This is a genomic window from Arthrobacter sp. NPDC080031 (assembly GCF_040702485.1).
Classification (GTDB): Bacteria; Actinomycetota; Actinomycetes; order Actinomycetales; family Micrococcaceae; genus Arthrobacter.
This window is the reverse complement of the sequence record NZ_JBFBLA010000008.1, coordinates 105,368-131,069: the sequence shown is the minus strand read 5'-3', so window position 1 is coordinate 131,069 and position 25,702 is coordinate 105,368. Positions and strand designations below refer to the sequence as shown.

25 protein-coding genes and 1 pseudogene are annotated in these 25,702 nt (G+C 63.3%); 7 read left to right on the top strand and 19 right to left on the bottom strand.

Annotation, left to right across the window (positions count from 1 at the left end; all coding sequences use genetic code 11):
• Positions 1-8 precede the first annotated feature (8 nt).
• The 7 genes from AB0323_RS08795 to AB0323_RS08765 all read right to left on the bottom strand — a co-directional run bounded on the left by AB0323_RS08795 (position 9) and on the right by AB0323_RS08765 (position 5,799).
• The gene (locus tag AB0323_RS08795; protein ID WP_366176975.1) at positions 9-1,406 is read right to left on the bottom strand and encodes a hypothetical protein; all 1,398 of its coding nucleotides are present in this window, start codon (positions 1,404-1,406) and stop codon (positions 9-11) included.
• Between the two features lie 103 nt (positions 1,407-1,509).
• Positions 1,510-1,926, bottom strand: coding sequence for an ester cyclase (locus AB0323_RS08790; protein WP_366176974.1), 417 nt, complete (start codon positions 1,924-1,926; stop codon positions 1,510-1,512).
• Between the two features lie 44 nt (positions 1,927-1,970).
• A complete protein-coding gene (locus AB0323_RS08785; RefSeq protein WP_366176973.1) occupies positions 1,971-2,720 on the bottom strand; it encodes a DUF2182 domain-containing protein in 750 nt (249 codons plus the stop codon).
• 77 nt (positions 2,721-2,797) lie between these two features.
• Entirely contained in the window at positions 2,798-3,403 is a 606-nt protein-coding gene (locus AB0323_RS08780) for a DUF1326 domain-containing protein (RefSeq protein WP_366177019.1), read from the bottom strand.
• A 236-nt stretch (positions 3,404-3,639) separates the two neighbouring features.
• Complete coding sequence (locus AB0323_RS08775) at positions 3,640-3,963, bottom strand: hypothetical protein (protein WP_366176972.1); 324 nt, start codon at positions 3,961-3,963, stop codon at positions 3,640-3,642.
• Positions 3,964-4,186: 223 nt separating this feature from the next.
• The gene (locus tag AB0323_RS08770; protein WP_366176971.1) at positions 4,187-5,389 is read right to left on the bottom strand and encodes a glycosyltransferase 87 family protein; all 1,203 of its coding nucleotides are present in this window, start codon (positions 5,387-5,389) and stop codon (positions 4,187-4,189) included.
• A gap of 38 nt (positions 5,390-5,427) precedes the next feature.
• The gene (locus AB0323_RS08765; protein ID WP_366176970.1) at positions 5,428-5,799 is read right to left on the bottom strand and encodes a hypothetical protein; all 372 of its coding nucleotides are present in this window, start codon (positions 5,797-5,799) and stop codon (positions 5,428-5,430) included.
• A gap of 12 nt (positions 5,800-5,811) precedes the next feature.
• Here AB0323_RS08765 and AB0323_RS08760 point away from each other — a divergent pair, with 12 nt between their 5' ends.
• Complete coding sequence (locus AB0323_RS08760; RefSeq protein WP_366176969.1) at positions 5,812-5,955, top strand: hypothetical protein; 144 nt, start codon at positions 5,812-5,814, stop codon at positions 5,953-5,955.
• A 602-nt stretch (positions 5,956-6,557) separates the two neighbouring features.
• Here the strand turns inward: AB0323_RS08760 and AB0323_RS08755 are convergent.
• The 5 genes from AB0323_RS08755 to AB0323_RS08735 form a co-directional block, all read right to left on the bottom strand.
• Positions 6,558-9,119 carry a LuxR C-terminal-related transcriptional regulator gene (locus tag AB0323_RS08755; protein ID WP_366176968.1) on the bottom strand — a complete coding sequence of 854 codons (2,562 nt, stop codon included), beginning with the start codon at positions 9,117-9,119 and terminating at the stop codon, positions 6,558-6,560.
• A gap of 252 nt (positions 9,120-9,371) precedes the next feature.
• Positions 9,372-10,739: an MFS transporter gene (locus tag AB0323_RS08750; RefSeq protein WP_366176967.1), complete on the bottom strand. Its 1,368-nt coding sequence runs from the start codon at positions 10,737-10,739 to the stop codon at positions 9,372-9,374.
• A 46-nt stretch (positions 10,740-10,785) separates the two neighbouring features.
• The gene (locus tag AB0323_RS08745; RefSeq protein WP_366176966.1) at positions 10,786-11,133 is read right to left on the bottom strand and encodes a hypothetical protein; all 348 of its coding nucleotides are present in this window, start codon (positions 11,131-11,133) and stop codon (positions 10,786-10,788) included.
• A gap of 203 nt (positions 11,134-11,336) precedes the next feature.
• Positions 11,337-12,263 (bottom strand): hypothetical protein, encoded by a 927-nt coding sequence (locus AB0323_RS08740; protein WP_366176965.1) that lies wholly within the window; start codon positions 12,261-12,263, stop codon positions 11,337-11,339.
• 435 nt (positions 12,264-12,698) lie between these two features.
• Positions 12,699-13,247 carry a TetR/AcrR family transcriptional regulator gene (locus tag AB0323_RS08735; protein WP_364538583.1) on the bottom strand — a complete coding sequence of 183 codons (549 nt, stop codon included), beginning with the start codon at positions 13,245-13,247 and terminating at the stop codon, positions 12,699-12,701.
• Between the two features lie 115 nt (positions 13,248-13,362).
• On the opposite strand from AB0323_RS08735, the gene AB0323_RS08730 reads away from it, so the two are divergent.
• Positions 13,363-14,784, top strand: a complete 1,422-nt coding sequence (locus AB0323_RS08730; RefSeq protein WP_366176964.1) for an MFS transporter — start codon at positions 13,363-13,365, stop codon at positions 14,782-14,784.
• Positions 14,785-14,793: 9 nt separating this feature from the next.
• On the opposite strand, the pseudogene AB0323_RS08725 reads toward AB0323_RS08730, so the two are convergent.
• Together AB0323_RS08725 and AB0323_RS08720 are read right to left on the bottom strand one after the other, a co-directional pair.
• Positions 14,794-15,298, bottom strand: a pseudogene (locus AB0323_RS08725) (DUF664 domain-containing protein).
• Between the two features lie 9 nt (positions 15,299-15,307).
• Positions 15,308-15,646 (bottom strand): hypothetical protein, encoded by a 339-nt coding sequence (locus tag AB0323_RS08720; RefSeq protein ID WP_366176963.1) that lies wholly within the window; start codon positions 15,644-15,646, stop codon positions 15,308-15,310.
• Positions 15,647-15,779: 133 nt separating this feature from the next.
• On the opposite strand from AB0323_RS08720, the gene AB0323_RS08715 reads away from it, so the two are divergent.
• The 3 genes from AB0323_RS08715 (at position 15,780) to AB0323_RS08705 (ending at position 18,789) form a co-directional block, all read left to right on the top strand.
• Positions 15,780-16,100 (top strand): hypothetical protein, encoded by a 321-nt coding sequence (locus tag AB0323_RS08715; protein WP_366176962.1) that lies wholly within the window; start codon positions 15,780-15,782, stop codon positions 16,098-16,100.
• 93 nt (positions 16,101-16,193) lie between these two features.
• Positions 16,194-18,008: a DUF222 domain-containing protein gene (locus AB0323_RS08710; RefSeq protein ID WP_366176961.1), complete on the top strand. Its 1,815-nt coding sequence runs from the start codon at positions 16,194-16,196 to the stop codon at positions 18,006-18,008.
• Positions 18,009-18,033: 25 nt separating this feature from the next.
• Positions 18,034-18,789, top strand: a complete 756-nt coding sequence (locus AB0323_RS08705) for a metalloregulator ArsR/SmtB family transcription factor (protein WP_366176960.1) — start codon at positions 18,034-18,036, stop codon at positions 18,787-18,789.
• Between the two features lie 28 nt (positions 18,790-18,817).
• Here the strand turns inward: AB0323_RS08705 and AB0323_RS08700 are convergent, their stop codons facing one another.
• The 3 genes from AB0323_RS08700 to AB0323_RS08690 all read right to left on the bottom strand — a co-directional run bounded on the left by AB0323_RS08700 (position 18,818) and on the right by AB0323_RS08690 (position 21,300).
• Positions 18,818-19,171: a GNAT family N-acetyltransferase gene (locus AB0323_RS08700; protein WP_366176959.1), complete on the bottom strand. Its 354-nt coding sequence runs from the start codon at positions 19,169-19,171 to the stop codon at positions 18,818-18,820.
• A 115-nt stretch (positions 19,172-19,286) separates the two neighbouring features.
• Positions 19,287-20,093: a glycosidase gene (locus AB0323_RS08695; protein WP_366176958.1), complete on the bottom strand. Its 807-nt coding sequence runs from the start codon at positions 20,091-20,093 to the stop codon at positions 19,287-19,289.
• Positions 20,094-20,274: 181 nt separating this feature from the next.
• Entirely contained in the window at positions 20,275-21,300 is a 1,026-nt protein-coding gene (locus AB0323_RS08690; RefSeq protein ID WP_366176957.1) for an adenosine deaminase, read from the bottom strand.
• 141 nt (positions 21,301-21,441) lie between these two features.
• Between AB0323_RS08690 and AB0323_RS08685 the strand changes: the two genes are divergently transcribed.
• On the top strand, positions 21,442-22,347 hold the full coding sequence (locus AB0323_RS08685) for an MSMEG_6728 family protein (protein WP_364542899.1): 906 nt from the start codon (positions 21,442-21,444) through the stop codon (positions 22,345-22,347).
• Positions 22,348-22,353: 6 nt separating this feature from the next.
• Positions 22,354-22,752 carry a DUF1622 domain-containing protein gene (locus tag AB0323_RS08680; RefSeq protein WP_366176956.1) on the top strand — a complete coding sequence of 133 codons (399 nt, stop codon included), beginning with the start codon at positions 22,354-22,356 and terminating at the stop codon, positions 22,750-22,752.
• Positions 22,753-22,837: 85 nt separating this feature from the next.
• On the opposite strand, the gene AB0323_RS08675 is transcribed toward AB0323_RS08680, so the two are convergent.
• Both AB0323_RS08675 and AB0323_RS08670 read right to left on the bottom strand, forming a co-directional pair.
• Positions 22,838-23,020, bottom strand: coding sequence for a hypothetical protein (locus tag AB0323_RS08675; RefSeq protein WP_366176955.1), 183 nt, complete (start codon positions 23,018-23,020; stop codon positions 22,838-22,840).
• 159 nt (positions 23,021-23,179) lie between these two features.
• On the bottom strand, positions 23,180-25,609 hold the full coding sequence (locus AB0323_RS08670; protein WP_366176954.1) for a Tex family protein: 2,430 nt from the start codon (positions 25,607-25,609) through the stop codon (positions 23,180-23,182).
• Between the last annotated feature and the right edge of the window lie 93 nt (positions 25,610-25,702).

The following is a 25,702-nucleotide window of genomic DNA, read 5'->3' as shown; positions in this document are numbered from 1 at the left end:
CGCGTGCGTCATTCGATTTCTGCTTCGGCGGCCACATTGCGGATGCCGCGGGGGCGTCCTGCTTTGGTCCAGGCCCGGTAAAGGAGGCCTGCGACGGCGACGGCGGCGACGAGGCTGACGACGGGGAACCCGCGGGAGAGATTGGCAACGAGGGTGAAGGCCACGACGAGGGCTCCGACAGTATTGAGGATGAAGACTCCCGGCTGGCGTTCCTTGCGGGCCAAGAGCGCCATGGAGACCAGACCGCCGAGGAAACTGAGGAAGACCGCGACTGCGTAGAACAGGACAAGCTCCTGGTCGTTGCCGCCGGCGACTGCTGTCACGGCACCGGCCATGACGATGAAGACCACCACACCCCAATAGGGCGTGTGGTGGTGGTTGGTATGGCCCAGGGAGAGGGGAAGGACGCCGACGGTCTCACCGTTGGGGTTGATGTGGCGCGCGAGGGCTTTGAGTAGGCCCGGCCCAGCTTGGAAGCCCGAGGAAGCCGCCGAGAGCAGCAGCAGGGCAGTGACGAGCTGGAACGCGGCGAACACGGGCGCCGGCGCAGCCAGGCGGGCGAGCTCGGCGATCTGCGTGCTGTCTTTTGGAGGGATGCCGACGTGCAGCTGCGCGGCCTCGAGGGCGAGACCCAGCGTGATAGCGCCGACGATGGCGAGAGTCAGCCAGAGGGTGAGCTGCCCGAAACGGCGCTTCCCGTCATTGCCGAGCTGACCGAGCTGGGCGACCGCCGACGTCGCGGCTTCCACACCGGTGGCCATGGCCATGGCGACGGGGAACGCAAGCACCACGGCAAGAACTGGTGGATGCCCGGGAACGGGAGCGCCGACGATCGTGCCAAGCGGTTTAGGTACTGCGCCCAGACCGTAGGCAAGGACGACAACGGAAATGACGATAAAGGCCATCGTCATCGCGGCGAAAACCAGCCTGCCAAGGTGACCGAACCAGGTCGCGGCACCGACAAGGACCACCAAGCCCAGCGCGAGCAGCAAACGCCAGGGAGCGAGAGCGGGAAAATAGGCGATAACCGCCGAGGATCCCGCAGAGACACTGATCGCGATAGTGAGCAGGAAATCCACCACCAGCGCACCAATCGGGATGAAGGACCAGCCATCTCCGAAGGCCTCACCCACCGCGGCCGGTGCCCCGCCGCCTCTCGGGTAGCGCGCGACGAGCTGCCGGTAGTTCACGATGACCAAGGCGACGATGGCCACTACTAAGACCATCGTCGGGACCAGCAATGCCAAATCCCCGTTCAGGGCGCGCAAAGCCGCTTCGATCGCGTACGCGACGGAGGAGACAGGGTCGGCCATGACCGCGAAGGCAAACGCCAGCAACAGAGCGGTGCGGGAGCGCAGCCCTCTTGCCAGTCCACCTCCGGTGGACGCTCCGCTCGGAATTTTCACGGGGATCTCCGGTTCCAGGCCAGACGTTTCGACCTGCCGACCAGACTTCCCGGCTCACCTCCGATTGCCTCCCGCCCGCAGCTAGGAGCGCGGGCGGGAGACGCTATTGCGGAATCGCACCGATCTGCTGCATGAGGCTAAGGGTGTCAGTTGATCCCCAGTGCTCAGCAACTTTGCCGTCCTCGACGCGGATGATGTCGGTCCCGCCGAACTCGACGCTGTTGCCCGACGCCGGAATGCCCGCCATGTCTCCGCGGTGCGTACCCGTCATAACCACGTGGCACGCCTCCAGGTTTCCGTCAGTCAGCCACGGCTCCAGCGTCTTGACCTTGATGTCCGGGAACGCTGCACGGATGGCGGTGACGAAGAACCGAACGCCTTCCTTCCCAGGCGGTTGCCCGGGGAGAGCCTCTTCATGATCGACCATGTTATCCGTTGCCAGTTCATCAATCAGATCGAGATTTCCACCCTCAATGATCTCTTTGTAAAAACGCCCGATCAGTCCAGTGCCATCAGTCATTTCCGACTCCTTAGTGAATGAGACCGTCCCATTTTTCCCAGCATTTACATCCCGACTCCCGGTGCCATCCCGGGTGCAAGGGCGACGCCGGCAGCGATCAGTACCAGCGCGACCGCCACCGATCGGTTAGCGAGGCGCCTCCACGGGAGCATCTTCTCCAAGGCGATGAACGCCCCCACCACAGCCATCCAGCCGACGCTCATCACGCCGAGCGCGAAGAGCGCCACCATCAGCGCCCAGCAGCAAGCAACGCACCATGCGCCGTGCTCGAGTCCAAGACGCAGCGCACCAAAGGTCCCGTAGTGGATGCGGCGCAAAATGAAGTCCATGGGCGTCCGGCACTTCATCAGGGAGACGTTCTTGGCCGGCGTGAGTTGGTAGACGGCCGCGACAAAGATCACTCCAGCTGCCAGGTAGCGACCACCCGGATCGGAGGCAAACAAGCCGGGGATGAGGGATGCGACTATTGCGTAGAGCGCATAGGCAGCGAGACCGAAGATCGTCCAGGAGATCAGGTAGCCGGCAACGAATACGGCCGTGGAACCCGACGGAGCGTAGCGGCCGGTCTCCCGGCGGTGGTGGGTGATCCGGGCGTAAGCGACAACCATGGGCGCCACCGACGGAAACATCATCGCCGCAAGCATCACCACCCAGGTGGTGAGGAAGAAACCGAGCGGCCCGGGATCCGTCCAACGCCCCATGTCCATCCCGGACGTTTGTGCGGCAGAAACGATCCAGCTGACTGCCGCGAGGACGAGCAGAACTGCGACCAAGCCGGCCTCGCGCACGTCCATCCTGAAAGCTGTGGCGCGCGGAGTACCGCCCGCCACAGCTCCACGAATTAACTTTCTACGAGGCAGGTGCCCGGCAGTCATGCCCTGCCCTTGGGAGCGCCTTCAGCCATTTCGCTTGCGTAGGCGAACTCCCCGCTTTCCCCATAGATCCCGTCGAATTCCAGACCGAAGAGATCCGAGTGACCCGGGGCTTTCCCGATCATGTAGTCAGCCGCGAAGGCGTACATCGCGTTCTTGACAGTGGTGACGCCGCCACCGGGTCCGGGCAGCGTTTCCAGCGTGTAGTTCACACTGTCTCCCACCGCGCCGGAGGGGTTATCGCCATCCGAGAACGTGACCCGTGCCCTCTGAACACCCAACCATTCGCCGTACAGGGCCGCTAGATCCCCGAACGGTCCGCCGACCTCGCCGTGCAGGATGCTTTCAAGGGCGGTCGTCTGGCCGTCCGAGGCGCCTTCATCGACGACGACGCCGATCTTCCAACCGCCCGCTGTGAGGTTTGACGGGAAGAAATTGACGAAGGCGAAGTCGACACCGGAAAGGTCGGTGTCATCGAGCTTCCCGTCCGCAACATGGAACACGGCCACACCGCGGCACTCGCCGTTCGCACTGTTAGGCCTGCCGTCCACCGGGCACGGACAGATCAAGGCACAACTGCAATTGGCAACATATTTTCCGGACATTTCCCAAGACATTGAGGACTCTCCTCGCTAGGTCATTCGACTAGCGGAGCTCCCCCAGAGGCAGCGCCGAAACACTCAGATTCGAGACCACGATCCCCGTAAGGCCGAGATTATTCCCACCCCATGTGGGTGTCAACAAGCTCTGCAAACCCAAAGGATCAGCGTGCCGAAGAAGCCCTTCAAGGCGTCCGGGTGCCCGATAAAGCCGCAGGTCAGGGCCGGGAGTTCCCCGGTCGTCATTTCCCCGTGGCCGGAACCACGCCCCCCGTTTCGAGGCGGACCGGGCAACCGAGCTGCGCTTCGTAGGCCGCGGCAAGGGCACTGTTGTCTGCGCCCTCCGAAACCGTGACCACCACATGGGATCCGTCCTTGGACATCTCAACGACCCGGACTCTTGCATCTTCTGTCAACAGGATTCCCGCTCTGCTCATGACAGTCTGGACCGAATCCGTGGCTTGCATCGGGCCGACGGGATGGTGGACGTTTCCGTCGCAGGCAGTCAATGCGGCTCCCGGGATCAGAAGCGCAAAGACCACGTCGACAGTGCTTCTCCAACGCACGGCAACCCCCAAAGCTACATCGCCCTCACGAACGATCGAACAAGGAGATCGTCGGGGCTGAACTTCTCTGCCCACAATGGGAAGCTCTCGTTGATCGCGAGCATGTACATCTTGGCGCGGAAGGTGGCAGCTGGCGTCTGCTTGGTGCACCATTTCTAGCCATAGGATGTACTGACCTTTCAGCGGAATTGCCCGGCCCCGGTATCGAGGGAGGGCTGCATTTCTAGATTCTGGCCGGGCGTCCTTCCAAGCCCCCTTGGGAGAGAGCTGCCGCCGCGAGAGGCCACGTGCGGCTCCTCAGCGCGAAGAAGGTCCCTATCGTTGCGATTGAAATAAGCAGCAACGACTCACGAAGGAGTATGCCCAGGGGTGCAAGCACGATAGTGCCGTTCTGCAGCATGTGTTCACCCAGATCCGTTCCATGGATCAGCAGAACGAGCGCGGCAGCGGCTACGAAGATCCGCGTGCGCGTCCGTCCCAGGAACCAGAGCACAATAAGGGCCGGGATCAGATATACCCAGTGGTGCACCCAACTCACAGGTGAGACAAGATTGGCAGTCATTCCGACAGTCAGAACCGCCGCCAGCATCTGTCCCGCACGGAAGATCTCCGCCGCAGCCAACAAGCCGAGAACGGCCACAACAATAACGATGACCTTGGAGGGCGAGACCGCCCAATGCCCGATCGCTCCCGCCGCCCCCTGTATGGAGTTGTTGCCCGCGCTGGCGAACTGGGTGCCGAGATCAACCTTTGAGCTGAGCTGCCACACGCTTGAGAACCAATAGGTGACAGACATGGCGGGAAACATGATCCCGCCAATAATGACCGTCCCGGCAAAACCGACAATGGCGGAGACCGCCATTTTCCATTGTCTTGTCATCAAGAGATATGGAATGAAGATGGCCGGGGTCAGCTTGATACCGGCAGCGACCCCGATCAACACCCCTTTCGGAACGAACCGGGACCACCTTCTATTGGCGTGACGAACGAAATCCGCGAGACAGAGTCCAGCGAGGAACAAGTTGATCTGACCCCACACCAAGTGCTGGGCGACGACGGTGGTACAACAGCCCAGCAAAAGAAGCGCGAGCCATATCGTCCGGCGCCTAGGCAAAGACTGCGGCAGGCAAACACCAATGATGAACGCCAAAATTGCGACGCAGCCCGTGGTCCACAGCATGAAGGACACATGGGGAGGAAACAAACTCGTGACAGACAGGAGCGCAGCTGCAAACGGCGTGTAAACGAAAGGCAGACCCTCGGACGGCAAAAGTTCCCCAAAAATGTTGCGGGAATAGATGTCTTCCCCGGGCCAAGACGCTACCGAAGCGTACCGATAAACCAAGAAGTCCACTGGAGGGTAGACGCCGAGATTGAGCAGATGCAGGCTGGCAAAGACGATCCCCAGTACCGGGACAATTGTCATTATTGGCCACATCCGCACAAGGCTGCTCAAGGTTTCGGCTAATTCGAAATAGCGCCCTTGTGGAAGCGCCCGTACCGGTGAAGGAACAGGTATATGCTTACGAACGTCACCAGGCCAAGAACGGGCCCGGCCCAAAAGGCAACGGGCGTACCGTGGATGAGAACCGCGGCGCCCCCGAAAACCGCAGCGACGACTCCAACTCCAGGATTGGCCGTAGCCAGTCTCCCCTGGATTTCGCGGCCCAGTTGGCGGTAGTGAATGGCTTGCAGGACAGCAAAGAGGATGAAGGCCGCGACCATGATCAAAGACCATGGCGGGTCTGTCATCGACACTACGCTGACAGTTACCCCGAACAAGGCTGACAGTGCGAGCCAGTAATTGCGGACGGTTGAATCGGTCCCGGAGTTCATCGGCATCCCCTGTTGAAGTCAATAACGGACCCGGCGATCGCCATAGCTGCCGAGCATCCCAATGCGGCCATGGGGCCGAAGAAGCCCATCGCGCCGCAGAAAGCCGCGTTTGTGCCCCACCAGGCCCATAGCGCAGCCCACGCCGACGGGCACTGAGGAAACATCGCCTTCATCCCCATTGACCCCTTGCCGCCACCGATCATCCTCGGCTCGGCCTTTATAAGCTTGGCAACCCTAGTGTTGTTCGGACCATCCGCCAATTCAAGGGTCAGGTACCCGGAATCCGTAAGCGAAACCAACGATTCCAGGACCTCCGTGGGCATGGACACCGCGAGGAACTGCTGCTGCAATCCGCTATCGAAACGGCTGTCTGAGGACAAATACCCAACAGCACCCACCCTCTTCGAAGTTCTTGACTTCGAATTCACACTGTCCTCCTGCGAGTGATGTTGGGTGGCGTCCGGCGAAGCAGATGCTTCACCACGAAAGTATGCAGGCCAGATAAAATAGTCAAGACATTTTAATAACAGGTCGGAGGACTTCAATCTTAAGGTCAATACCCGGAAATGATTGATGCATCCGTGCAGACGTCGATACTACTCAATTTCGACCTTTGAACCACTCAATTTGAGGTCTATACATACTCAATTTCGAGTATGTACCACTCAATATGCGCAAATAACCTGACACAGGCACATAGGGAATGCACTCATACTCCCAGCTGAATTGCAGTCGAGGATCTGCAGTCGCGCGTTCTGTTACCCGCCATCTGGTTGGGAGTTTCGAGCGTGCTCGTAAAGGGACTGGCGCGTGGTGGTTCCGGTCTTGGCAAGGGCTCTGGAGATGTGGTTTTCCACGGTCCGGGGGCTGATCCCCAGGAGGGCAGCGATTTCGGGGGTGCGTTGGCTGCCCGCCAGGATGGCGATTTCCCTCTCCCGAGGAGTCAGACCCTGGGAATGCCCTCCCGTGTTGAGGGTCAGTTGCGCCCCTTCTGGCGGGAAGCGGTCTTCGAAAGTCGAGATGATCTGATGAAAGGACTTGGCCAACCCCCGGTGGCGTTTGAGGAGGTGACCCTTCACCACGCCTTCCAGGAGCCTGGTGATCGCGGGAAGATCGGAATCGGCTTCGTATTGGTCCAAAAGGATTTTTAGCCGTTGGTGGTCGCGGTCACGAATGGCACCGGCGATGGCGAGGAACTGGGCATGGGTGCTCACGCCGTTTTCCTGCAGTAACCGTTGGGTGGTCTCCAGGATCTTGTGTCCGGGGTAGAGGGACAACATGAACAATGAGGCATACACGGCTTCGGTGATGTAACCGCGGTCCAGTTGTTGTTCCAGAAGGTCCGCGGCTTTTTCGTCAAAGTCGGATGGATCGGCGTATTTCCGGGTAACGAGCTCATAGACTGCTTTCCCGGTTCCAGGCAGGGGGCCGATGTCCGCGACGTTTTTGCGTGCCTGTATCCCGAGGGAGGCGGCATTCTTGCCCGGGCCGGCCAGCGTGCGAAGGCCGGCGATTCTGAGCATCGCGTCGTGGAGGAAGCTCACGAGGAAGCCGGGCCGGCCGAGCGCGAAGACGCCAGTCATTACACAGTCAGCTTCCTTGCTGAGTCCTTGTTGTGTCATGGCCAGTACCGCAACGTAGCTGCTCGCGACGAAGCCGAACTGATCAAGGCGCCGCCGAGCCGCGGCACGTTGACTGAGGGAGAAGATCACTGCTTCGTCGCCGTGGCCGGCAATATGGAGCGCGAGTCCGCGGACGAAGGGTTCCATGCCTGCGGCAAGGTCAAAGCCGCCTGCTGAATCAAGGGCCCGGAGGGCAGCCTGGGCGTCGAAGCGGTAAAGCTCCAGAATGCCCCGGATGACTGGCAGAACGCCGCTCTCGGGGTGGCGGCTGCGGAGCCTGTCCAGGGTTTCGTCGAGGTTCACAGGCATTCGGTCAAAGGACGCCTCGAGGTAGAGCGCGAACGCTTGGGCTTCTGCCTTCCAATCGGGGTGAGCTTGGCCGATCGCCTTGAGTATGCCCGTCGCGACAGATGTTTCCCCGCCGCTGACGATGGCCCACAGCGCCCGGGTCATGGCGAAGAAGAAGTGATCGGCAGAATCAGCTCCTACAGGCTCAGTTTCGCTGAAGACTTGTTCGATGCGTGAGGGATCGATCGGACCGCCCCAGTAGAACTTGAGGAACGCTGCTGCGTTGGACATGGTCTTTTCGGACTCCCAGGCGCTGAATTGTGATTCCTCCAGTTCCCGGAGCTGTTCTTGGAAATGCTGCGTCGCAGCCGTGCCGCCGCGGGCTTCGCTCCGCAGGTCCCTGATTAGTTCGGCCAGAAGTTCAGGCGAGGAACTCTTCATGGGCCGGTCATGGGAATCGATCTCCCGGCTCATCCGATCCGCCAGCCCCCTGAGGGAGGACCGCACCTGAGGGTCACGGAAATGGTCGACAACAATGTGGGGACTGACGCTTACCCACATGGCTCCATTGCTGTCTTCGGTGAGCGCAACCAGCCCGCGCATTTCGAGCCTGTCCAGGACGCCTGCCTCAACTATTTGCCTTAGGGACTCCAGCGGCCGGGCTCCCACCACAGACAGGGTGTGCAGTCCCTTCCATTCGTCGGCGCTTAGTCCGTGAAGGAGCGCCTGGACGGTGCTCTGGATGTATTCGTTCCAGAGCGTGTGCCCACTCATGCTCCACTGTCCCTCATGGAGGACAAGCTGCTTGCTCAGCTCCGCGCTTTGGGCGATTCTGACCGCGAGTCGCGGGTTGCCTCCAGATTTCATGAGCACGGCGGTGGTCAAATCCACGTCCGGCGGCGACCCGAGCGTCTGGGCCAGGAGTTTATTGACTTGATCGTAGTGAAGCGGACTGAGTCGTAGCGTTATCTCCGGCCATCGGGCAGGCGTGAACACAGAGCCCCCTGAGTACAGTGGGGGATCGTCCATCGTCACCACCAGCGGCCGTTGGGTCCGGCCCTGAACAATATCGATGACTGCCGCTGATTCCCTGTCGAGCTCATCGATATCATCAACAACTATTACCCGGGCGCCTCGCTGCGCCAACTGTTCGGCGAGCACGTTCGCGACTCCTAGCGGCCCATCCTCTTGTCCGCGCCCTTCCAGTCCGAGTGCGCCAATCCCTGCGAACGGCGTCTCATTCAGGAGCCGCGAACCCGAGAGGCTGTAGACCGTGAACCCGGCCTTTTCGAGGCCAGCAGCGATCGACTGCAGGACCGTTGATTTTCCGCTTCCGGGGCCGCCGACGATCCGAACACTGACACCGCGAGCCACGTAGTCAAGTGCCCGTAGGACTTCCTCTTCGAACACTTCCCAACTCCTAAGGCAGACACCCCAGCTTTGAATGTGAGCCTAGTGGCCTTCCAAATCTGAGAGCGCCCCAGAGCCCTTAGCCTGACAATCTATCCAACGCTACGGTCCAAAATGAGCACTGAGTGTGCATTGCACAGAAATTGAGTGGGCATCCCGCTGAAAATGAGTGCTTGAGGTGCCTCGGAGTAGGTGGAGTAGGTATAGGGGTTTGTCGACCCGCAGCGGGGTTTCGGAGCCGCGCGAATGGACCTATCCCACGGCCCCCGGCTTCCGCCAAGCCAGGGCCAACACGAACACCACCGCGCTCAGCCCCAGCATCACCAACACCATGAGCCCCCAGTTCGTCTGGTTGACTCCGGGCCCGTACAGCACACCAATGAGAACTGTCGCCGTGATGGCCCCTAGGTATCTGCACGTCTGGAAGATACCGGCGGCCACTCCCCTGTCCTCAGGCCGTGCGGACACATACAAACCTTGGTTCGACGCGGTGCTGACCACGCCATACGGAATACCCATCAACGCCGTGAGTATGAGCACCAGCGGCGGCCAGAAGGACAGCGTCAGCACCCCGAGCGCACCGGAAGCCAGCGCCAAAAGCACGACGCCTGCGATCATCACGGACCGTACGCCGAACCGCTCAATGAACCGCACCGTCACCGGCGTCATGAAAACCGACATGGCAGCAAGGGGCAGCATCAGCAGGCCGACCACGCCGGCGTCGTACTTTCCCGCCTGCTGCAGCAACTGCGGAAGCCCGAAGAAGGCAAAATAGTAGACCGCGCTGAACACCGCGAATCCTAGGTACAACAGCAGCAGCGGCCGGTTCCGGCCGAGCAGCCGCAAGTCCAGGAACGGCGGACTGAACCGGAACTCGCGCCATGCGAACAGCCCCGCCAGGACAACAGCGACGGCGATGAACCACCAACGGTAGGCCGGCATCACGTTGAGCAGCGCCATCATCGCCAGCGTCAGCGATGCGATGAACGCCAGGATGCCCGGAATGTCGGAATCGCGGAGGAGGGCCGAGAGCTTGCCGCTTTCGCGGCCGACGTCGGGCGGTGCCACTTGCCGCACCACGATCAGGGCCAGGAGCGAGATCGGCACGTTGATCGCGAACAGCGCCTGCCAGCCGACCAGGCTCACCAGAAGGCCGCCGACGACGGGTCCCACCGCGGCCGCCGAGGTGTTCGCCATCTGGATCCGCCCCAGGGGGCGGGTGGAGCTGATTTTCGCCTGCCGGCTGAGCGTCGAGACCATCACGACGGCGCACGGGTACGCCGTCGCGGTCCCCACCGCCATGAGCGCGCGAGCCACGCAGACCAATGCGAAGTTCGGCGAGAACGGCGCCAAAAGGCAGGAAATGGCGACCACCGCCATGCCGAAGGTGAACAACCTCCGCGGACCGAACCGGTCCGCCAGCCGGCCCATGAGCGGCTGACCGGCGGCCGAGGCGAGATAGAAGGACGTGATCACCCAGGTGACTGTCGCGACGTCGAGCGCAAAGTCGTGGCGCAGAACCACGAGCGCGACCGCGATCATCGATGAGTTCAGCGGATTCAGCGCCGTCCCGAGACTAAGTGCAGCGATCGCTAGGCCGGGGCGGGGTTTGTTGGTCACGTCCCTAAGTCTGGTCCATCGTTGCCTGAGGTCACGAAACGACGCGTCACGAAGCCCGGCTGGGAGCCGTCAGAGCCGCCGCGTTAATGGCCCCGCCAAACGCCGCCGGAAGGACGATGAGAAGGAAGATTAGAAGCCCCAACGCGGAAGTGATCGTGTCGAACCACCCAAGGACTTTCCCCAAGGTTGCCGAATGGTGCAGAGCTTCAGCCTTCTTTGCATTGGCGATCGCCAGTGGGCCGAAGACGATGCCCAGGAAAAAGAAACCGATGACGCCATAGATTGTCGACTTTTCCTTGAATTTGCTCCCGTGGAAGTGCTCGAGGGAGTTGTTCTGCTGGACATTCGGGTAGTTCGGGTACTGATACGGCTGGTTATAGTTCGGCTGGGACATTTTGAGACCTTTCGACGGCTTTGTCGCTGTGAATAGCAATTTCGGGAGTCGCCCGTCTACCGCGTTTAACGGCCCCGTCGTTCGTCCCCCGGATCGAAGCTACTTAGCTACCGCCGCCGACGGTGCAAACTAGGTCAATCTTGGGGAAATCCTGCCGCGATGCTGCGCTACAGGACCTCACAAGTCCCCGTCAACGGGAGCCGTCAGTTCTGCGGTATCGACTGCACCGCCTTGCGCTTCCCGCTGACATCTTCAGTCAGCGTCGGGACCGGGGGTTTCGGCGGGGCCACTACCGGAGCAGGTGCAGGAGCAGGTGCCGGTGGCGGCGGCGGTGCGGGCGGAAGGCAAGAGTAGTTGTAGTCGAAGTCCGTGGTGAATTGGGTGAGTACAACCACACCGCCTGCTGTCAGCGGCGGCGCCGAGCAGAGTTCCACTGCGCTCTCTGGTGACGTTGCTCCGGCTAGCCAGCTCTTGAGCCCGTTCAGATTGCTGTCGGGATGAAGCCGACCGGCGATAAGTCCGAACTGGTACGAGGAGGAGTAGATGCCCACCGCCGCGCCGATGCTTTGCAGAAACGCAGCCATGCCTTCAATATCGGCGGCGTTGGCCACGGTGTCCGAAGACCACGCATTTCCGGTCTCCACGTCCAGCCACCACAGGCGCTTGGCGGGATCGGGCACCCCGTACCGGGTGACGGCGTCGAAAGCCATTCCGTAACCGTAGAGGTAGGCGCAGGCCGCCGAAGCTGACCCGTCGCAACTGCCATATGGGTTGGGAGCGCGCAGGCCCACCTCCGCGTCGGATCCGGGCCACCAACCGCCATACCCTGCGGGATTGGCGGTATTCACATACACGGCGGCTGCGGGTTGGCTTGTCCCGCCCGCCGAGCCGCTGGCCCAGCCCAGCTGCTCGGCGAAACAGGGATTCGCAGTGCCCGGACGGCCGCCGTTCACGCCGACGATCGCGAACGCCTGGCCGGAAGGAAGTCCGCCACCACATTGGGGCCAGGAGATATCGCTGCCTAGGACAACGCCCGGAGCCTCCATGGGCGCGGCCTTCGCGGCCGATAATGGTGTGGTTGTCGAAGCAAGCAAAAGGCAAGCGACGGCCATGATTTTTGCAGTTTTCATGATGTGCGTCCTTGGCATGGTTCAGGGCCCTGCCGGGGTTGGTACTGCCGCACATTGCATCCCAAAAGCAATGGCAGTGAGCCATCTTCGGCTCACTACGGATCCTACGGACGGGCTCCTGGGCAGCCTTGAGTGATCCCTACTGGACTTGGTTAACGACTTTGCGAGTAAGTGGCGTTGTGCACTTGGAGTACAGCTCGGATGCTGGAGTACTCAGGCCGCGCCGGTCCCGATAGTGTCCCACCTCATGGTCGGATCTGGAAGGAGTCTGCGCCTAGAGGCCGACGGTCAGCTCGCGTATGTGAGCTAGCGAGCGCGAAAAATGCCCCATATCTGAGCGAGCGTCGCCCAAACAGCGAAGCCCTCCACGAGTGCAGGAGCGGCGGGAGGGTCGGGAGGGTCGGGGACCGCCGTCGCGCGGTCCTCTAAACCACGTCAGGAAGCGATAAGTCCGTCGGCGACCACCGCGAGCATCGATGCTGCCGCATCGGAGGGAAGTTCGCTGCTATCCACAACCACGGCCACGCCGCCGACGAGCCGGCTGATCTGCATTGCATCGACTCCAGGGCGCAAGGCCGAGTCCAGTGCTTCGATCACGCGCTGATTGGCCCCCAGGTAGGTCTGGCACTTTGCTGCAAAGGGGGAACCGGGGTCGCCGAGCGCGGCGGTAATCCGTGCAGCGGCGCCCTTGTGCTCTGTCAGCATCGACGCATAGTCGGTCAGCCAACTCAACAACCGCTCCCGGGCGGGGGCGTCGAGGGTAAGTGCGTGGCTGACGGCGGTGTTGACCTTCTCTGCCCACGCCTCGAGGACCGCGTCGTACAGCGACTCTTTGGTCGGGAAATGCCGGTAGAGCGTGCCGGGTCCAACCTCGGCCGCTTTGGCGACTTCGTCCATCGAAACGGCTTCGTAGCCTTTGACCCGGAAGAGTGCACGCGCAACCTCCACGATCCGGTCGCGGTTGCGTTGAGCGTCAGCGCGCACAGAAACACCTTTCGATACATCATTGCAAAACGGAGAGTGTCTCCGTATAGTTCTAAGCGGAGCAACTCTCCTCTTAGTGTACGTTAGCCCCTTCGGCTAGAACAGGACACCTCCCATGACACCCACAATCGCCACACGCGCACCCGCCGGGATCACCCGGATAAGCGGAAATCCGCGCGGCCGCGCCGGCAGCATCGGCCTCTGGCTGGTCATGCTCGCCCAACTCATGCTTGTCCTCGACGCGACCGTCGTGAACGTCGCGCTCCCCCACATCGCCACCGACCTCCACTTCGACCGGGCCGAGCTCAGCTGGGTCTTGAACGGCTACGCGCTCGCCTTCGGCGGCCTCCTGCTGCTCGGCGGACGGATCGGTGACGTCCTCGGCCGTCGTCGCACCTTCCTGGTGGGCGTCGCAGCCTTCACGCTCTTCTCACTGCTTGGCGGCCTGGCCACCTCTCCCCTCCTCCTCGTCATCGCACGCGCACTCCAAGGCCTTGGCGCGGCATTCGCTGCCCCGAGCGTTCTCGCACTGATCACCACCAGCGCAAAGGACGACGGCGCGCGGAACCGCGCGCTCGCCCTGTTCTCCGCCATTGCCTCAATGGGCGGCGCGCTCGGGCTCATCCTCGGCGGACTGCTGACCGACACCACCAGCTGGCGGTGGACCCTCTTCATCAACGTGCCGATCGGCGTCGTGGTCCTCATTGCGGTGCCGCGCCTTGTCGCCGAAACTCCCCGGCGCCCCGGCCGCTTCGACATCCTCGGAGCGGTCACCGCGACGGGCGGCGCCGTCGCGATCGTGTGGGGTCTCATTCAAGCGGGCGACGTCGGCTGGTCCAGTCCGCGCACGATCGGCGGCTTGGTTGCCGGGGCAGCACTGATCGCAGTGCTCGCCGTCACCGAACGGAGGGTGGCCCACCCGCTCCTGCGTCCGCAACTGCTGCGCAGCCCGAGCCGCGTGGCTTCGCTGGCCGCGATGGCGGCCACCTACGGCGGGATGCTGGCGATGTTCTTCCTCATGGTCCAGTACCTCGAAGACGATCTGCACCTCACGCCAATGGTGACCGGGCTGGCGTTCCTGCCGATGCCGCTGAGCATCTTCGCGATGTCGCGGATCGTCCCGCGGCTACTCGAACGCTTCGGGGCCGTCCGGCTGGTCATCTTCGGCACCGCCCTTCGCGTCGTCGCCTTCTTGCCGCTGACGCAACTGAATACGGACACCCCGTTCGCCCTCGTTTTGCTTGCACTTCTGGGCACTGGAATCTCCGCCGGCATGACGTTCATGCCGCTCACGACGCTCGCGCTACGCAACGTCGAACCCGAGCATGCAGGGTCCGCCTCCGGGCTTTTCCAGACAATGCAGCAGCTGGGCGGCGCGGTCGGGCTGGCGATTGTGGCTTCGATTTACGCGGCCTTCGCTATCCCCGGCGACTTCCTCACCGGCGGCCGGGCCGGGTTCTGGTCGGCCACCATCCTCTCCGCGCTCGCGCTGGCAGCCGTCCTAGGGTTGGTCTTCAAGCCCCGGAACGCGGCATGAGGAGTACCCTCACAGGCCGCCTAAGCCCTTGGCATAGGCGGCCTGCCCCACGTGTTGAAGGCAATCGGCAATAGTGCTGACCAACCGCACGCCCAGAGTGACGGGCGGATCCCAGCGGGTGTCGACAATACGGTCAAGGTCTTCGTCGCCGAGGGTTTCCAGGAACGCAACCGTCTGCCGGTGTACGGCATCGTAATATTCAAGCAGCAGCTCCGGCGGGGCCTGAACCGCGTCGACTTTATCGCTCGAGTGGCCGTAGCCGGTGTCTCGTTCAGGCAGCGGAAGGTTGAAGCGGCCCGCAAAGTCCTGCGAAGTCCACACCTGCTCGACGCCGGCGACGGAAGCGAGCTGCACGTCTTCCACCCGGCTGAGGTGCCAGATCAACCACGCAATCGAGTTTCCGTTTCCCTTCGGGCCGACGGACCAGGGACTCGTCGTCGAGCTCTTCAAGGGTGGCAGCCACGGTGTCATGGATCCGGCCAAAGGCATCCTGCAGCAGTTCGTTGGATTTCATCGCGTCCCTTCACTGAGTTCCTCGCCGTGACCTCACGAAGTCCCAGGCCTCATGTGCCAGGGCCAGCCATGACTCTTCATCGTCGGCAATGACGGTGAGCCACTCCCTCATGGCACGGCCCTTTCCGGCGTCAAACGGTGCACCAACTCCCGTTCCGATCAACGTCTCGACCCGTTGGCGCGGCAGCTTCACAACAAGCCTTCCTCCGGAAATCATCGCAAAAATCGAGCCGTCGACCTTCAGTGCGTTCGAACCGAATCCGCGCTGCCCGGGCTCCCCCGGCACGCTCACGCCCGGGCTGGCCCTGAATTCATCGACCAGTGCGTTGAAACGCTCCTCCGGCAGCATGGGAACATCTTCCCGCCCGGGGTGTCGGGGAACAACCGGTAACCGTCAGCGAAGTCGGCGGCAGCCAAACATCATGCGGATCGGCAGGCATAAACTACAAGCAGAACGTCTCTTCCGACGCCGGGGAGCTCAAATGGACACTGAATTCGCTGATGTCATCGGTCATGATGTCACCACGATCACTTGTCTCTGCGGAAACACCGTCAGCAAAGAGGGATTGATCCAGGCCAACTCACAGGGCGTCCCTGTCTACGCCGGAGCAGACACGCCGGTCCCCGCCGGGCTGGCTCCGTGGCCCGACGACGAGGACCTCTACACCTTGTGTCCGTCATGCGGTCGCGTTTACCACGACACCGTCATTGAAGAGACAGGGACCGCACCCGTTGCCTTCCAGATCGACATCACCGGCCCCATCGCTGAGGCGATCCGGGTTCATTGGGACCTCAACACCTGATTTTTGAGACGTGTTTTCCTTGTTTCGCTTTTCGCGGGGTCGATTGGCAGCGCGGGGCCCTTAATTGTCAGACCCCCGTGACAGGGTTTATTCATGGAAGGCATCGGTCAACTCGCGGCACCTCGGGCAGCCCCGCCCGAGCTCGGGATTGCGGCGTTGGGACGTCTGTCCCGCCGCCTGAAGCCCGTTCCTGCCTGGCATGCCGGGCAGCAAAGCCCGGCATCCGTGCCGCCGCCGGCCGCGCTGCCGCCGGCAACAGCCCTTGATCAGGCACTGGCGGCGATGGATGCGCTGCGCTCAACGGCCGTCTCCGAGGCCCGCGTCTTCGGTTTCCGTGACGCCGCTGATTTCGCCGGCACGGTCGAGGAGATCTCCCGCGCGGTCGAGTTTTTGCAGCTCGTCGCAGCCCAGGCCGTGGAGCGGACCCGGAACGAAGCCCAGACGGCACGGCAGCAAGCCTCGGTGCCGGGGTGGCGGACCGGCTGGACGGAGCCCACGGCCGCGGAAACCGATACTGCAACCGCAGCCGCGGCGGACGCAGGAACTGAAGCCGACGCGGCAGCATCCGGCCTCACGGCAGCAGGCTGCGTTGCGGAGGCGGCTGACGCAGTCGGCCTCTCGGCAGCATCCGGCCTCACGGCCGCAGCCGGCGTTGCGGCAGCCGCGGCCGCGGTCGATGACGGGTACCGGAACGCGGCCGAATTCCTGCGCGCCAGGCTGCGGATCGGCATCGGCGAAGCCAGGCGCCGGCTCGCACTGGCCGCCGTCGTGCTCCCGCAGACCGGGATCGCCGGGCAGGACCTCCCCGCCCGGCACGAGGTGCTCGCCGCGGCCCTGTCCTGGGCAGCCGTCCCGTCCCGCTCGGCCACCGTGATCAGCACGGCCCTGGACCAGGTACGGCACCTCGCCGACGCCGAAACCGCCCGGCAGATGGAACACTCCCTGACCAGCACCGCGGCCCAAAGCGACCCCGATTTCGTCTCCCGGATGGCCAGACGCTGGGTCGATGCCATCGACCAGGACGGAACCGAACCCGGCGAGGACGAACTGCGCAACCGCCAGGGAGCGTTCATCCGCAAACCCCGCCGCGGCCTGCACCACCTGGAAATCTTCGCCACCGCCGAACAATTCGAAACCCTCGCCACCGCCATGAACACCGCCGCCAACCCGCGCCTCCAACCCGACACCACAGGACCCGATACCGCCGGCACCGGCCCCGGCCCCGGCGCCGAGCTGGACCGCCGCTCCCGGGCCCAGAAACTCCTGGACGGACTCACCGGCGCCTGCGCCCTGGCCCTGGCCACCGGCGAACTGCCCGCGAACGGCGGCCTCCGGCCCCAGGTGATGGTGACCATCGACTACCAAGACCTCCTCAAGCGCCTCGAACGCGGGCGCGTCGAACGCGTCGACGGCGAAACGCCCGCCAACCCGCGCCTCAGCAGCGGCGCCTCCACGTTCCAGGGCCCGATCCACCCCTCGGTCATCCGCAAGATCGCCTGCGACGCGGACATCATCCCCGTCCTGCTCGGCAGCGAGGGCCGCGTCCTGGACATCGGCCGCACCACCAGGGTGTTCCCGCCCCACATCCGCAAAGCCATCATCGCCCGCGACCAAGGCTGCGCCTTCCCCGACTGCACCATCCCCGCACCCTGGTGCGAAGCCCACCACATCACCTACTGGTCCGGCGGCGGCACCACCAGCACCGACAACGGCACCCTCCTGTGCAGCCACCACCACCACGTCATCCACAAAGAACACTGGACCATCACCACCAAATCCGGCATGCCGTGGTTCACACCCCCACCCCACGTCGACCCCCGCCAAACACCCCCGACGCAACCACCACTTCAGACCCACCCGGACATAAACCCACCCAGGGCGAAGACCGTCCAATCCGTTGACATGTGACCAAAAGGTCACCTATTCTGAATCCATGGACGCCGTCTTCAAGGCACTCTCCGACCCCACCCGCAGGGAACTGCTCGACGAGCTCTTCCGCGAGGACGGGCAGACGCTGGGCGCGCTTGAAGCTCGGTTCGACATGACCCGTTTCGGGATCATGAAGCACCTCAAGATCCTTGAGGAAGCCGGGCTGGTTGTGACCCGCCGTCGTGGTCGCGAAAAGCTCCATTACCTGAATCCGGTACCCATCAGGCTCGTCCACGACCGCTGGGTGAGCAAATATGCAGAACCATGGGCCGCTGCGTTGAGCGACCTCAAAACCAGATTGGAAAGTCCCGTGGAAAAGATCTTCGAAATCTACATCAAGACCACGCCGGAGCGGCTTTGGGAAGCCATCACGGACAGCGACACCCGCAGCAAGTACCAGTTCGGCAACACCCACATTGCCGACTGGACACCGGGCGGGCACTACGAGATGCACAATCCCAAGGCCAACGGAATGGTCCTCGGCGAAGGCGAAAACGTGGAGGTCGATCCCCCGCGCAGGCTCGTTCAGACCATGCGCGCGCTATGGGGCGAGGACGTCAAAGCCGAGGGCACATCACGTGTCACCTGGGAGATCGAACCCGTCGGCGACTCCTGCCACCTGACCGTCACCCACAGCGACCTTCGCGAAGGTGGCAATGAACAGATCTACGGCGGTTGGCCGATGATCCTCTCCGGCCTCAAGACCTGGCTGGAGACTGGCGAGGTTCTCACGACCCCGGGTTCATTGATGTATTCATGAGGCTCGACGGCGGTGCCGCCCGCCGCTTTCAGGCCCTGGCAGCCGGGGCGAGAGCCGCGTTGAGGTACTCCAAATGCGCCAGCGTCGGGGCAGTCACGTTCGCCGCGAATTCAGGGTGCTTGGTGAGGAACTTCTTGATGAAGGGGCACACCGGCACGATTCCGAGTCCCTCTCCCACTGTCTCCTTGAGGGCCACCTCGGCGAGCCTGCCCGCAAGCCCTTGTCCGCCGTATTCCTCGTTGATCACGGTGTGGTAGAAAATCCGCTGAGGGGACCCGCCGTCGTCGTACGCTTTGTACGCGGCCTTCCCGATCACGTGTCCATCAGCGAGCACCTCGTAGCGCTCGCGGTCAACGTTGTGGCGGAAGGTGGCATCGGTCATCGCTAGCTCCTCGATCAGGTCCTGTTGACTTACCCTAACCTCGGAGCCGGTGCGCTTTGTTCCCCGGTTTTCTCCAAGTCGAAATTCGGACTTGGAGAAAACCCTGGAACTACGGCTAGGCCGTGACGATATCGTGCGTGGCGTGGTCGTACGTGAAGGTGATCTTGCCGCCGTCGTGGTGTAGCTCGTGGTTGGCACCGTCGCGCACGCCGAACGCGCCGTAGTTCTCGTCCCACGAGCGGTTGAGCGCGATCTTGTAGGTGTAGAAACCGGCAGGCAGCGTGGCGGCGAGGGTCCACACCTTACGACGGGAATTGAACTTCATCTGCACTTCTTCGTACTGTGGAGCCCAGTCCTCCGGCGCGCCGAGAATCGTGTTGAAGTCACCAGCGATCGCGACGGCGGCTGGCTGCTCGAGCTTCTCGACGGCGGCAGCCGCTTTGGGTGCGGCAGCTTTCTTAGGCGCTGCTTTGGCGGCTGCCTTCGCTACAGGTGCCTTTTCCGCAACGGGAGCCTTCTTTGCTGCCGGCTTCCTCGCGGCGGCCTTCTTGACGGGGGCCGTGGGAAGTGGAGTGTCTGCAGGGACGGGGGTGCCTTCGGCCAGCGCCGTGACGAACTCATCCGGCTTGGCGAACGCGACCGTGGCACGAAGCCCGTCGTCGGTGATGGTCCAGCCCGAACGGCCTTTGACCAGCCAGCCGGCCTTGACCAGCTTCGCGGTCTCGGTGGTCAGGCTCTTGTGGCCGCGTGGAATGCCTCCACTGAGCAGCTCACTTTCGTACTCATCCAGCGGGACACGGACAATCGCCTCTGCCAGGATCTCGCCGGCATTCAACGACTTCTCGGACCACGTTCCCTCAGCCAAGACGTCCAGGACGGTCTTGAGGCGGGCACTGCTTTTTTCGACGGTGGACTTGGCCACTGGGTCTCCTTCAACGGCGAACATTCCTTCAGCAGTCTGCCAATATTCTGTAAATTCTGGCGACTGTTCCAGGTAAACAGCGTGTGTCGTGACCCACTATTACGCCCAAACGACTCGCAAGTGATGGGGTGCTCTCGGGTACCGGTCAGTAGCTCGCGGTTGGAGTACTCTCGTATCTCCCCTACTGCCTTGAAGCCTTCTCCCATTCCGAAACCTCGGCCAACAGTTCGGCCTTCCGTACCTCGTCCGCGAACGATGAACGCACGGAGTTCGCGGCCAGGCGCGCCCGGTCCCCGACAGAGAACCCGTGCACGGCGACAAGCTGCTCGAAATTGTCGTCCACGTAGCCGCCGAAGTACGCCGGATCGTCCGAGTTCACGCTGACATTCAGCCCGGCGGCCAACATCGCGGGCAAAGGGTGATCAGCCAGGGTGTCCACGGCACGCAGCCTGACGTTCGATAGCGGACACACGGTCAACGGAACCTGTTCGGCCACTAGCCGCTCGACAAGTGCCGTATCTTCCATGCAGCGGATGCCGTGATCGATCCTTTCGGCGCCGAGCAGATCGAGGGCCTCGTACACATAGGAAGCCGGCCCTTCCTCTCCCGCGTGCGCGATCCGTCGCAGTCCGGCCTCCGCGGCACGGCGGTACAGCCGCTCGAACTTCGACGGCGGATTGCCCACCTCGGCCGAATCGAGGCCGATCCCGGCAATCGGGGCCTTCATCGCAAGAAGCTGTTCCAGAACCTCCAGTGCGGATTCCTCGGACAGGTCCCTCAGGAACGCGGCAATCAGGAGCGTCGAGACGCCGAACTCCTCCACCGACGTCGCGAGTGCGGACGCCACACCGTTCACGCACGTCTCCAACGCCACCCCGCGCGAAATGTGCGCCTGCGGATCCATCATGACCTCGACGTGCCGCACTCCACCGGCTGCGGCGCGTGCCAAATAAGCCCTGGTCATGTCCGCAAAATCCTGCTCGGTGCGCAACACGGCCATGTTGGCGTAGTACAGATCCAGGAATGACTGCAGGTCCGTGAACTCGTACCGCGCGCGCAGCTCGTCCAAATCCGCGTACGGAAGCTCAATCCCGTTCCGTTCCGCGAGCGCGAAAATCAGCTCGGGCTGAAGTGTCCCCTCGATATGTAGGTGCAGTTCGGCAACCGGGGGTGCCGCCGTCGTCGTCGATTCGCCAAAAGTTTCCACCCGACAAGAGTAGGACGAATACTGAACGCGCCCCATTTGCACGCCCGGCAAAGCGGTGTTCCGGGCCCCGATAGCACAAGCGAGGGGAAGACCACACCGCCTCAACTTGGATCTACGCCGTTGGCCCCCCAAACTGAAAGGATGCAGACCTTCCTCCCGTTCCCCGATTTCAAGCAAAGTGCTGCCGTCTTGGACACCGCAAGGCTTGGCAAGCAGCGTGTCGAAGCACTGCAGATCCTCCGCGCACTCGTGATCCCCGAGTTCGGCCGGCCCTCCCACCCCGCTATCCGCATGTGGATGGGCTACGTTCCCGCGCTCACTCTCTACGGCCTGGCCATGGTGGACGAATGGGTCGCCCGAGGCAATCCGGACAACACCCGCGCCAGCATCACCGAGTTCGCTCCGCAGGCAGCCCACCCGGACTATGCCTCCAAGATCCCGATGCCGCCGTGGCTGGGCGACGCCGATTTCCACCTGAGCCACCGCTCCAAGCTGCTCCAGAAAGAGCCACGCTTCTACGCCGAGCTCTTCCCGGACACTCCGAAGGACCTCGAGTACCTGTGGCCCGAGCCCCGGCACGAATTCATTCCCGAAGACCCCTACGACGACTTCATCTGGGTGCTTCGCGCCCCGGTGAGCGACGTTGACCCCGAAAAGATCGACAAAGTGGGGATGCCGGTAGCAGGCAAGGCCAAAGCCGCCAACAGCGACGGCGACGGTTACCAATTCGTGTACGCCTCGGAAACGTCCCGCCGCCCGGGCAAGACCGCCCGCAAGGCCCCGAAGCAGCTGGTGAAGAAGCCTACCCGCAACCGCCAGCGCCAGGACGAGGCCTTCCGGACGCTCCCCGGCAACACGCCTGTCCTCGTCCCCGTCGAGGGCGGTGCCAAGTTTGCCCTGGGCAAGGTCCTCGGTCGGCCGATCACCCTGGAAGACGGCCGTTTCGGTCGCAACTTCGAGGTCACCAAGATCATCGACCGCACGGACTTCGACTACCCGGCCTTGTTGCAGGATCCGCGGGCGTTCTTCCCGATCCCGGCCCCGTAGCCCGGCATGGATTTCCAGCAAATCATCGAAGCGGTCGGCCGATACATGGACTTTGCGGGAGTCGCCGTGATGGTTGTGGGCGCCATCGCGTCGGTCCCTCTTGCCCTGCGCGGTTACAAGCCCAAACGCCTGCCGGCAAGCTCGGCGCCGCTTTCGGCGTACCGCTCCTACAGGCAGCTTCTGGGACGATCCATCCTGCTTGGCCTCGAATTTCTGGTGGCCGCGGACATCATTCGTACCGTCGCCGTCACCCCCACCTTTGAGAGCGTGGGGGTGCTGGCGGTCATCGTGCTGATCCGGACGTTCTTGAGCTTCTCCATCGAGCTTGAGATCACCGGGCGTTGGCCGTGGCAGAAGGCTCCCGCCCCAGGCTCGGAAGCCCACCCGGCATTACCGACTTCGTGACGCACGAGTAGCTCGCTCGCCCCCAGAGCCGCTCGGGTTCCCGAGGTAAGGCGCCCGGGCCCCGCCGTCGTTTTCGTCGTTGCGGCTACCTATTCTGCCGACGGACGAGCGCCCGGATAACCAAGATCTCATAGGCCACCAAGGCGACAACCCAAATGTAGTCATACCAGCGGGCGTCGAATCGAACAAGCAACGCCAGGAGCCCAAGCGCCGCAACCAACTGGGTCGTGACGATGGCCAACCAAGGCGTGGTTTTCACCTTATCCACAGGAAATGATCACCCCTCCTGCCGAGAAAAGGACACCCGCACCGTAGGCGGCCCAACCTTCCCAGTACCGGCGCAGTCGAAATCGTGCGTGCGGGCCGGCGGCTGCGTTCCGGAACGCAGCTGTCGGCCCGCACCCACGAAGTGGCTAAGAGAGCGCGGCTACTTCCCCAACCCGGCGCGGCGCAGCGCTTCCGCCATGGCCGTGTTGACCGGCGCCTGGGGAGCTGCCTTCGCGGGAACCCCCTTCGAGCCCTGTCCAGCCTGCGGCGTTGGGCGCTTCTGCCCACGATCCCCTCGCTCGCCCCCATTGCGCCGCTCGCCGCGCTCAGGCTCGGCGCCGCGCGAGCCACGGTCACGCCCGCTGCTTCGCGAACCGGACCCGCCCGCGGTGCCGGGTTCGTCGTCGAGCCTGAGGGTGAGTGAAATCCGCTTCCGCTCGGGATCGGCCTCCAGGACCTTCACGCGCACGACTTGTCCGGATTTCACGATCTCGCGGGGATCGGACACGAACTTATTGGACAGCGCCGACACGTGGACCAGGCCGTCCTGATGCACTCCGACATCCACGAAAGCCCCGAACGCCGCCACATTGGTGACAGTGCCCTCCAGGATCATGCCGGGCTTGAGGTCGGAGATCTTCTCGATGCCCTCGGAGAACGTCGCCGCGGCGAACGCTGGGCGCGGGTCGCGGCCCGGCTTTTCGAGCTCGGACATGATGTCGCGCACGGTGGGCAGGCCGAACGTCCCGTCCACGAAGGCCTGAGGATCCAGCGAGGACACGGCAGCGCCGCGGGCTGCGGCGACGATCTTACGAGCCACCGAATACGCTTCCGGGTGGACGCTGGACGCATCGAGCGGTTCCGCTCCCCCGGTGATGCGCAGGAAGCCCGCGCACTGCTCAAACGCCTTCGCACCCAGCCGCGGCACCTTCTTGAGGTCGGCCCGCTTGGCGAACGGCCCGTTCTCGTTGCGGTACGCCACAATGTTCTCGCTCAAGAGCGGCCCGACGCCGGCCACCCGCGCCAGGAGCGCGGGCGACGCCGTGTTCACGTCCACGCCCACCGCATTCACGCAGTCCTCGACGACGGCGTCCAGCGCACGGTCCAGCTTCGCCGCCGTGACGTCGTGCTGGTACTGTCCCACTCCGATCGACTTCGGTTCGATCTTCACCAATTCGGCCAGCGGATCCTGCAAGCGTCGGGCGATGGAAACGGCTCCGCGCAAGGACACGTCCATGCCCGGCAGTTCCGCGGCCGCGAGCGCGGATGCCGAGTACACGGAGGCGCCGGCCTCGGACACCACGAGTTTCTGCAACGTTGGACCGCCGGATGCTGCCAGCGACTTGATGAGCTGAACGGCTAGCTTGTCCGTCTCGCGCGACGCCGTGCCGTTGCCGATCGCGACGAGTTCGACGCCGTGCTGCCGCGCCAAACGCTCCAGCGTCGCCAAGGCCTCGTCCCACTTCTTTGCCGGGGCATGCGGATAGACGGTATCGGTGGCCACGACTTTGCCGGTGCCATCGACGACGGCCACCTTCACGCCCGTCCGCAGTCCCGGGTCCAGGCCCAGCGTGGCGCGGTTTCCGGCCGGGGCGGCGAGGAGCACGTCGCGGAGGTTGGCGGCGAAGACTCGGACGGCTTCGTCCTCGGCCTGCGCGAACATGCGGCCGCGCAGATCATTGCTCAGCCGGTCCAGGATGCGCGAGCGCCACGCGATCTGTGCCGTCTGGACAAGCCACGAATCGGCGGGCCGGCCACGCTCGGCAACCCCGAGGCACTTGGCCACGGCGTTCTCGTACCGGCCGCGCGCGGCGGCCAGGGCGTCGTCGTCGGCCGGTTCTGCCTCGGCGAGATCAAGCTCCAGGACGCCGTCGTTCTCGCCTCGCAAGAGCGCGAGCACGCGGTGGCCGGGCATCCCGGAAGGCACTTGGGAGAACTCGAAGTAGTCCTTGAACTTCTGCCCCTCGAGTTCCTTGCCCTTTTTCACACGCGAAACCATCCGACCCTGCGTCCACAACCGCTCGCGCAGCGTCTCGGCGAGATCGGGGTCCTGGGAGACCCGCTCCACGAGGATCGAGCGGGCGCCGGCGAGCGCCGCGGCGGCATCATCAATGGAGTGCTCGGCGTTGAGGTACTTGGCGGCCTCACGCTCAGGCTCCAACTGCGGGTTCGCGAGCAGCGCATCGGCGAGCGGTTCGAGGCCGGCCTCGCCGGCGATCTGCGCTTTGGTGCGGCGCTTGGACTTGAAGGGCAGATAGATGTCTTCGAGCCGGGACTTGGTATCGGCCCCGACGACGGCGGCCTCCAGTTCCGGAGTCAGCTTGCCTTGCGCGGCAATCGCCTCAAGGACCGTTCGACGGCGGTCTTCGAGGTCCCGCAGGTACCGGAGGCGTTCCTCGAGTTCGCGCAACTGGGTGTCATCGAGCGTCCCGGTGACTTCCTTGCGGTACCGGGCGATAAACGGAACGGTGGATCCGGCGTCGAGCAAGTCAACCGCGGCCTTGACCTGCCAGGACTTCACGCCGAGTTCTTCGGCGATCAGGGCGTGGATGGCGGCGTCTGCTGACTGGTGCTGGGGAAGATGAGTCACTCTGACATTTTGCCCTACCTAAAGACGGCACGGAGTGCTGTAGTGGAAAGAGCCGCCGTTGATCCGGTCAGGAATGCTACTCAAGGAAGAGGC

Coding starts and splice junctions, on each gene's coding strand:
- AB0323_RS08790 (WP_366176974.1), bottom strand. CDS start 1,926: ATGACTGATGGCACTGGACTGATCGGGCGTTTTTACAAAGAGATCATT.
- AB0323_RS08785 (WP_366176973.1), bottom strand. CDS start 2,720: ATGGACGTGCGCGAGGCCGGCTTGGTCGCAGTTCTGCTCGTCCTCGCG.
- AB0323_RS08780 (WP_366177019.1), bottom strand. CDS start 3,403: ATGTCCGGAAAATATGTTGCCAATTGCAGTTGTGCCTTGATCTGTCCG.
- AB0323_RS08770 (WP_366176971.1), bottom strand. CDS start 5,389: ATGACAATTGTCCCGGTACTGGGGATCGTCTTTGCCAGCCTGCATCTG.
- AB0323_RS08765 (WP_366176970.1), bottom strand. CDS start 5,799: ATGAACTCCGGGACCGATTCAACCGTCCGCAATTACTGGCTCGCACTG.
- AB0323_RS08745 (WP_366176966.1), bottom strand. CDS start 11,133: ATGTCCCAGCCGAACTATAACCAGCCGTATCAGTACCCGAACTACCCG.
- AB0323_RS08740 (WP_366176965.1), bottom strand. CDS start 12,263: ATGAAAACTGCAAAAATCATGGCCGTCGCTTGCCTTTTGCTTGCTTCG.
- AB0323_RS08730 (WP_366176964.1), top strand. CDS start 13,363: ATGACACCCACAATCGCCACACGCGCACCCGCCGGGATCACCCGGATA.
- AB0323_RS08720 (WP_366176963.1), bottom strand. CDS start 15,646: ATGCTGCCGGAGGAGCGTTTCAACGCACTGGTCGATGAATTCAGGGCC.
- AB0323_RS08715 (WP_366176962.1), top strand. CDS start 15,780: ATGGACACTGAATTCGCTGATGTCATCGGTCATGATGTCACCACGATC.
- AB0323_RS08710 (WP_366176961.1), top strand. CDS start 16,194: ATGGAAGGCATCGGTCAACTCGCGGCACCTCGGGCAGCCCCGCCCGAG.
- AB0323_RS08705 (WP_366176960.1), top strand. CDS start 18,034: ATGGACGCCGTCTTCAAGGCACTCTCCGACCCCACCCGCAGGGAACTG.
- AB0323_RS08700 (WP_366176959.1), bottom strand. CDS start 19,171: ATGACCGATGCCACCTTCCGCCACAACGTTGACCGCGAGCGCTACGAG.
- AB0323_RS08685 (WP_364542899.1), top strand. CDS start 21,442: ATGCAGACCTTCCTCCCGTTCCCCGATTTCAAGCAAAGTGCTGCCGTC.
- AB0323_RS08680 (WP_366176956.1), top strand. CDS start 22,354: ATGGATTTCCAGCAAATCATCGAAGCGGTCGGCCGATACATGGACTTT.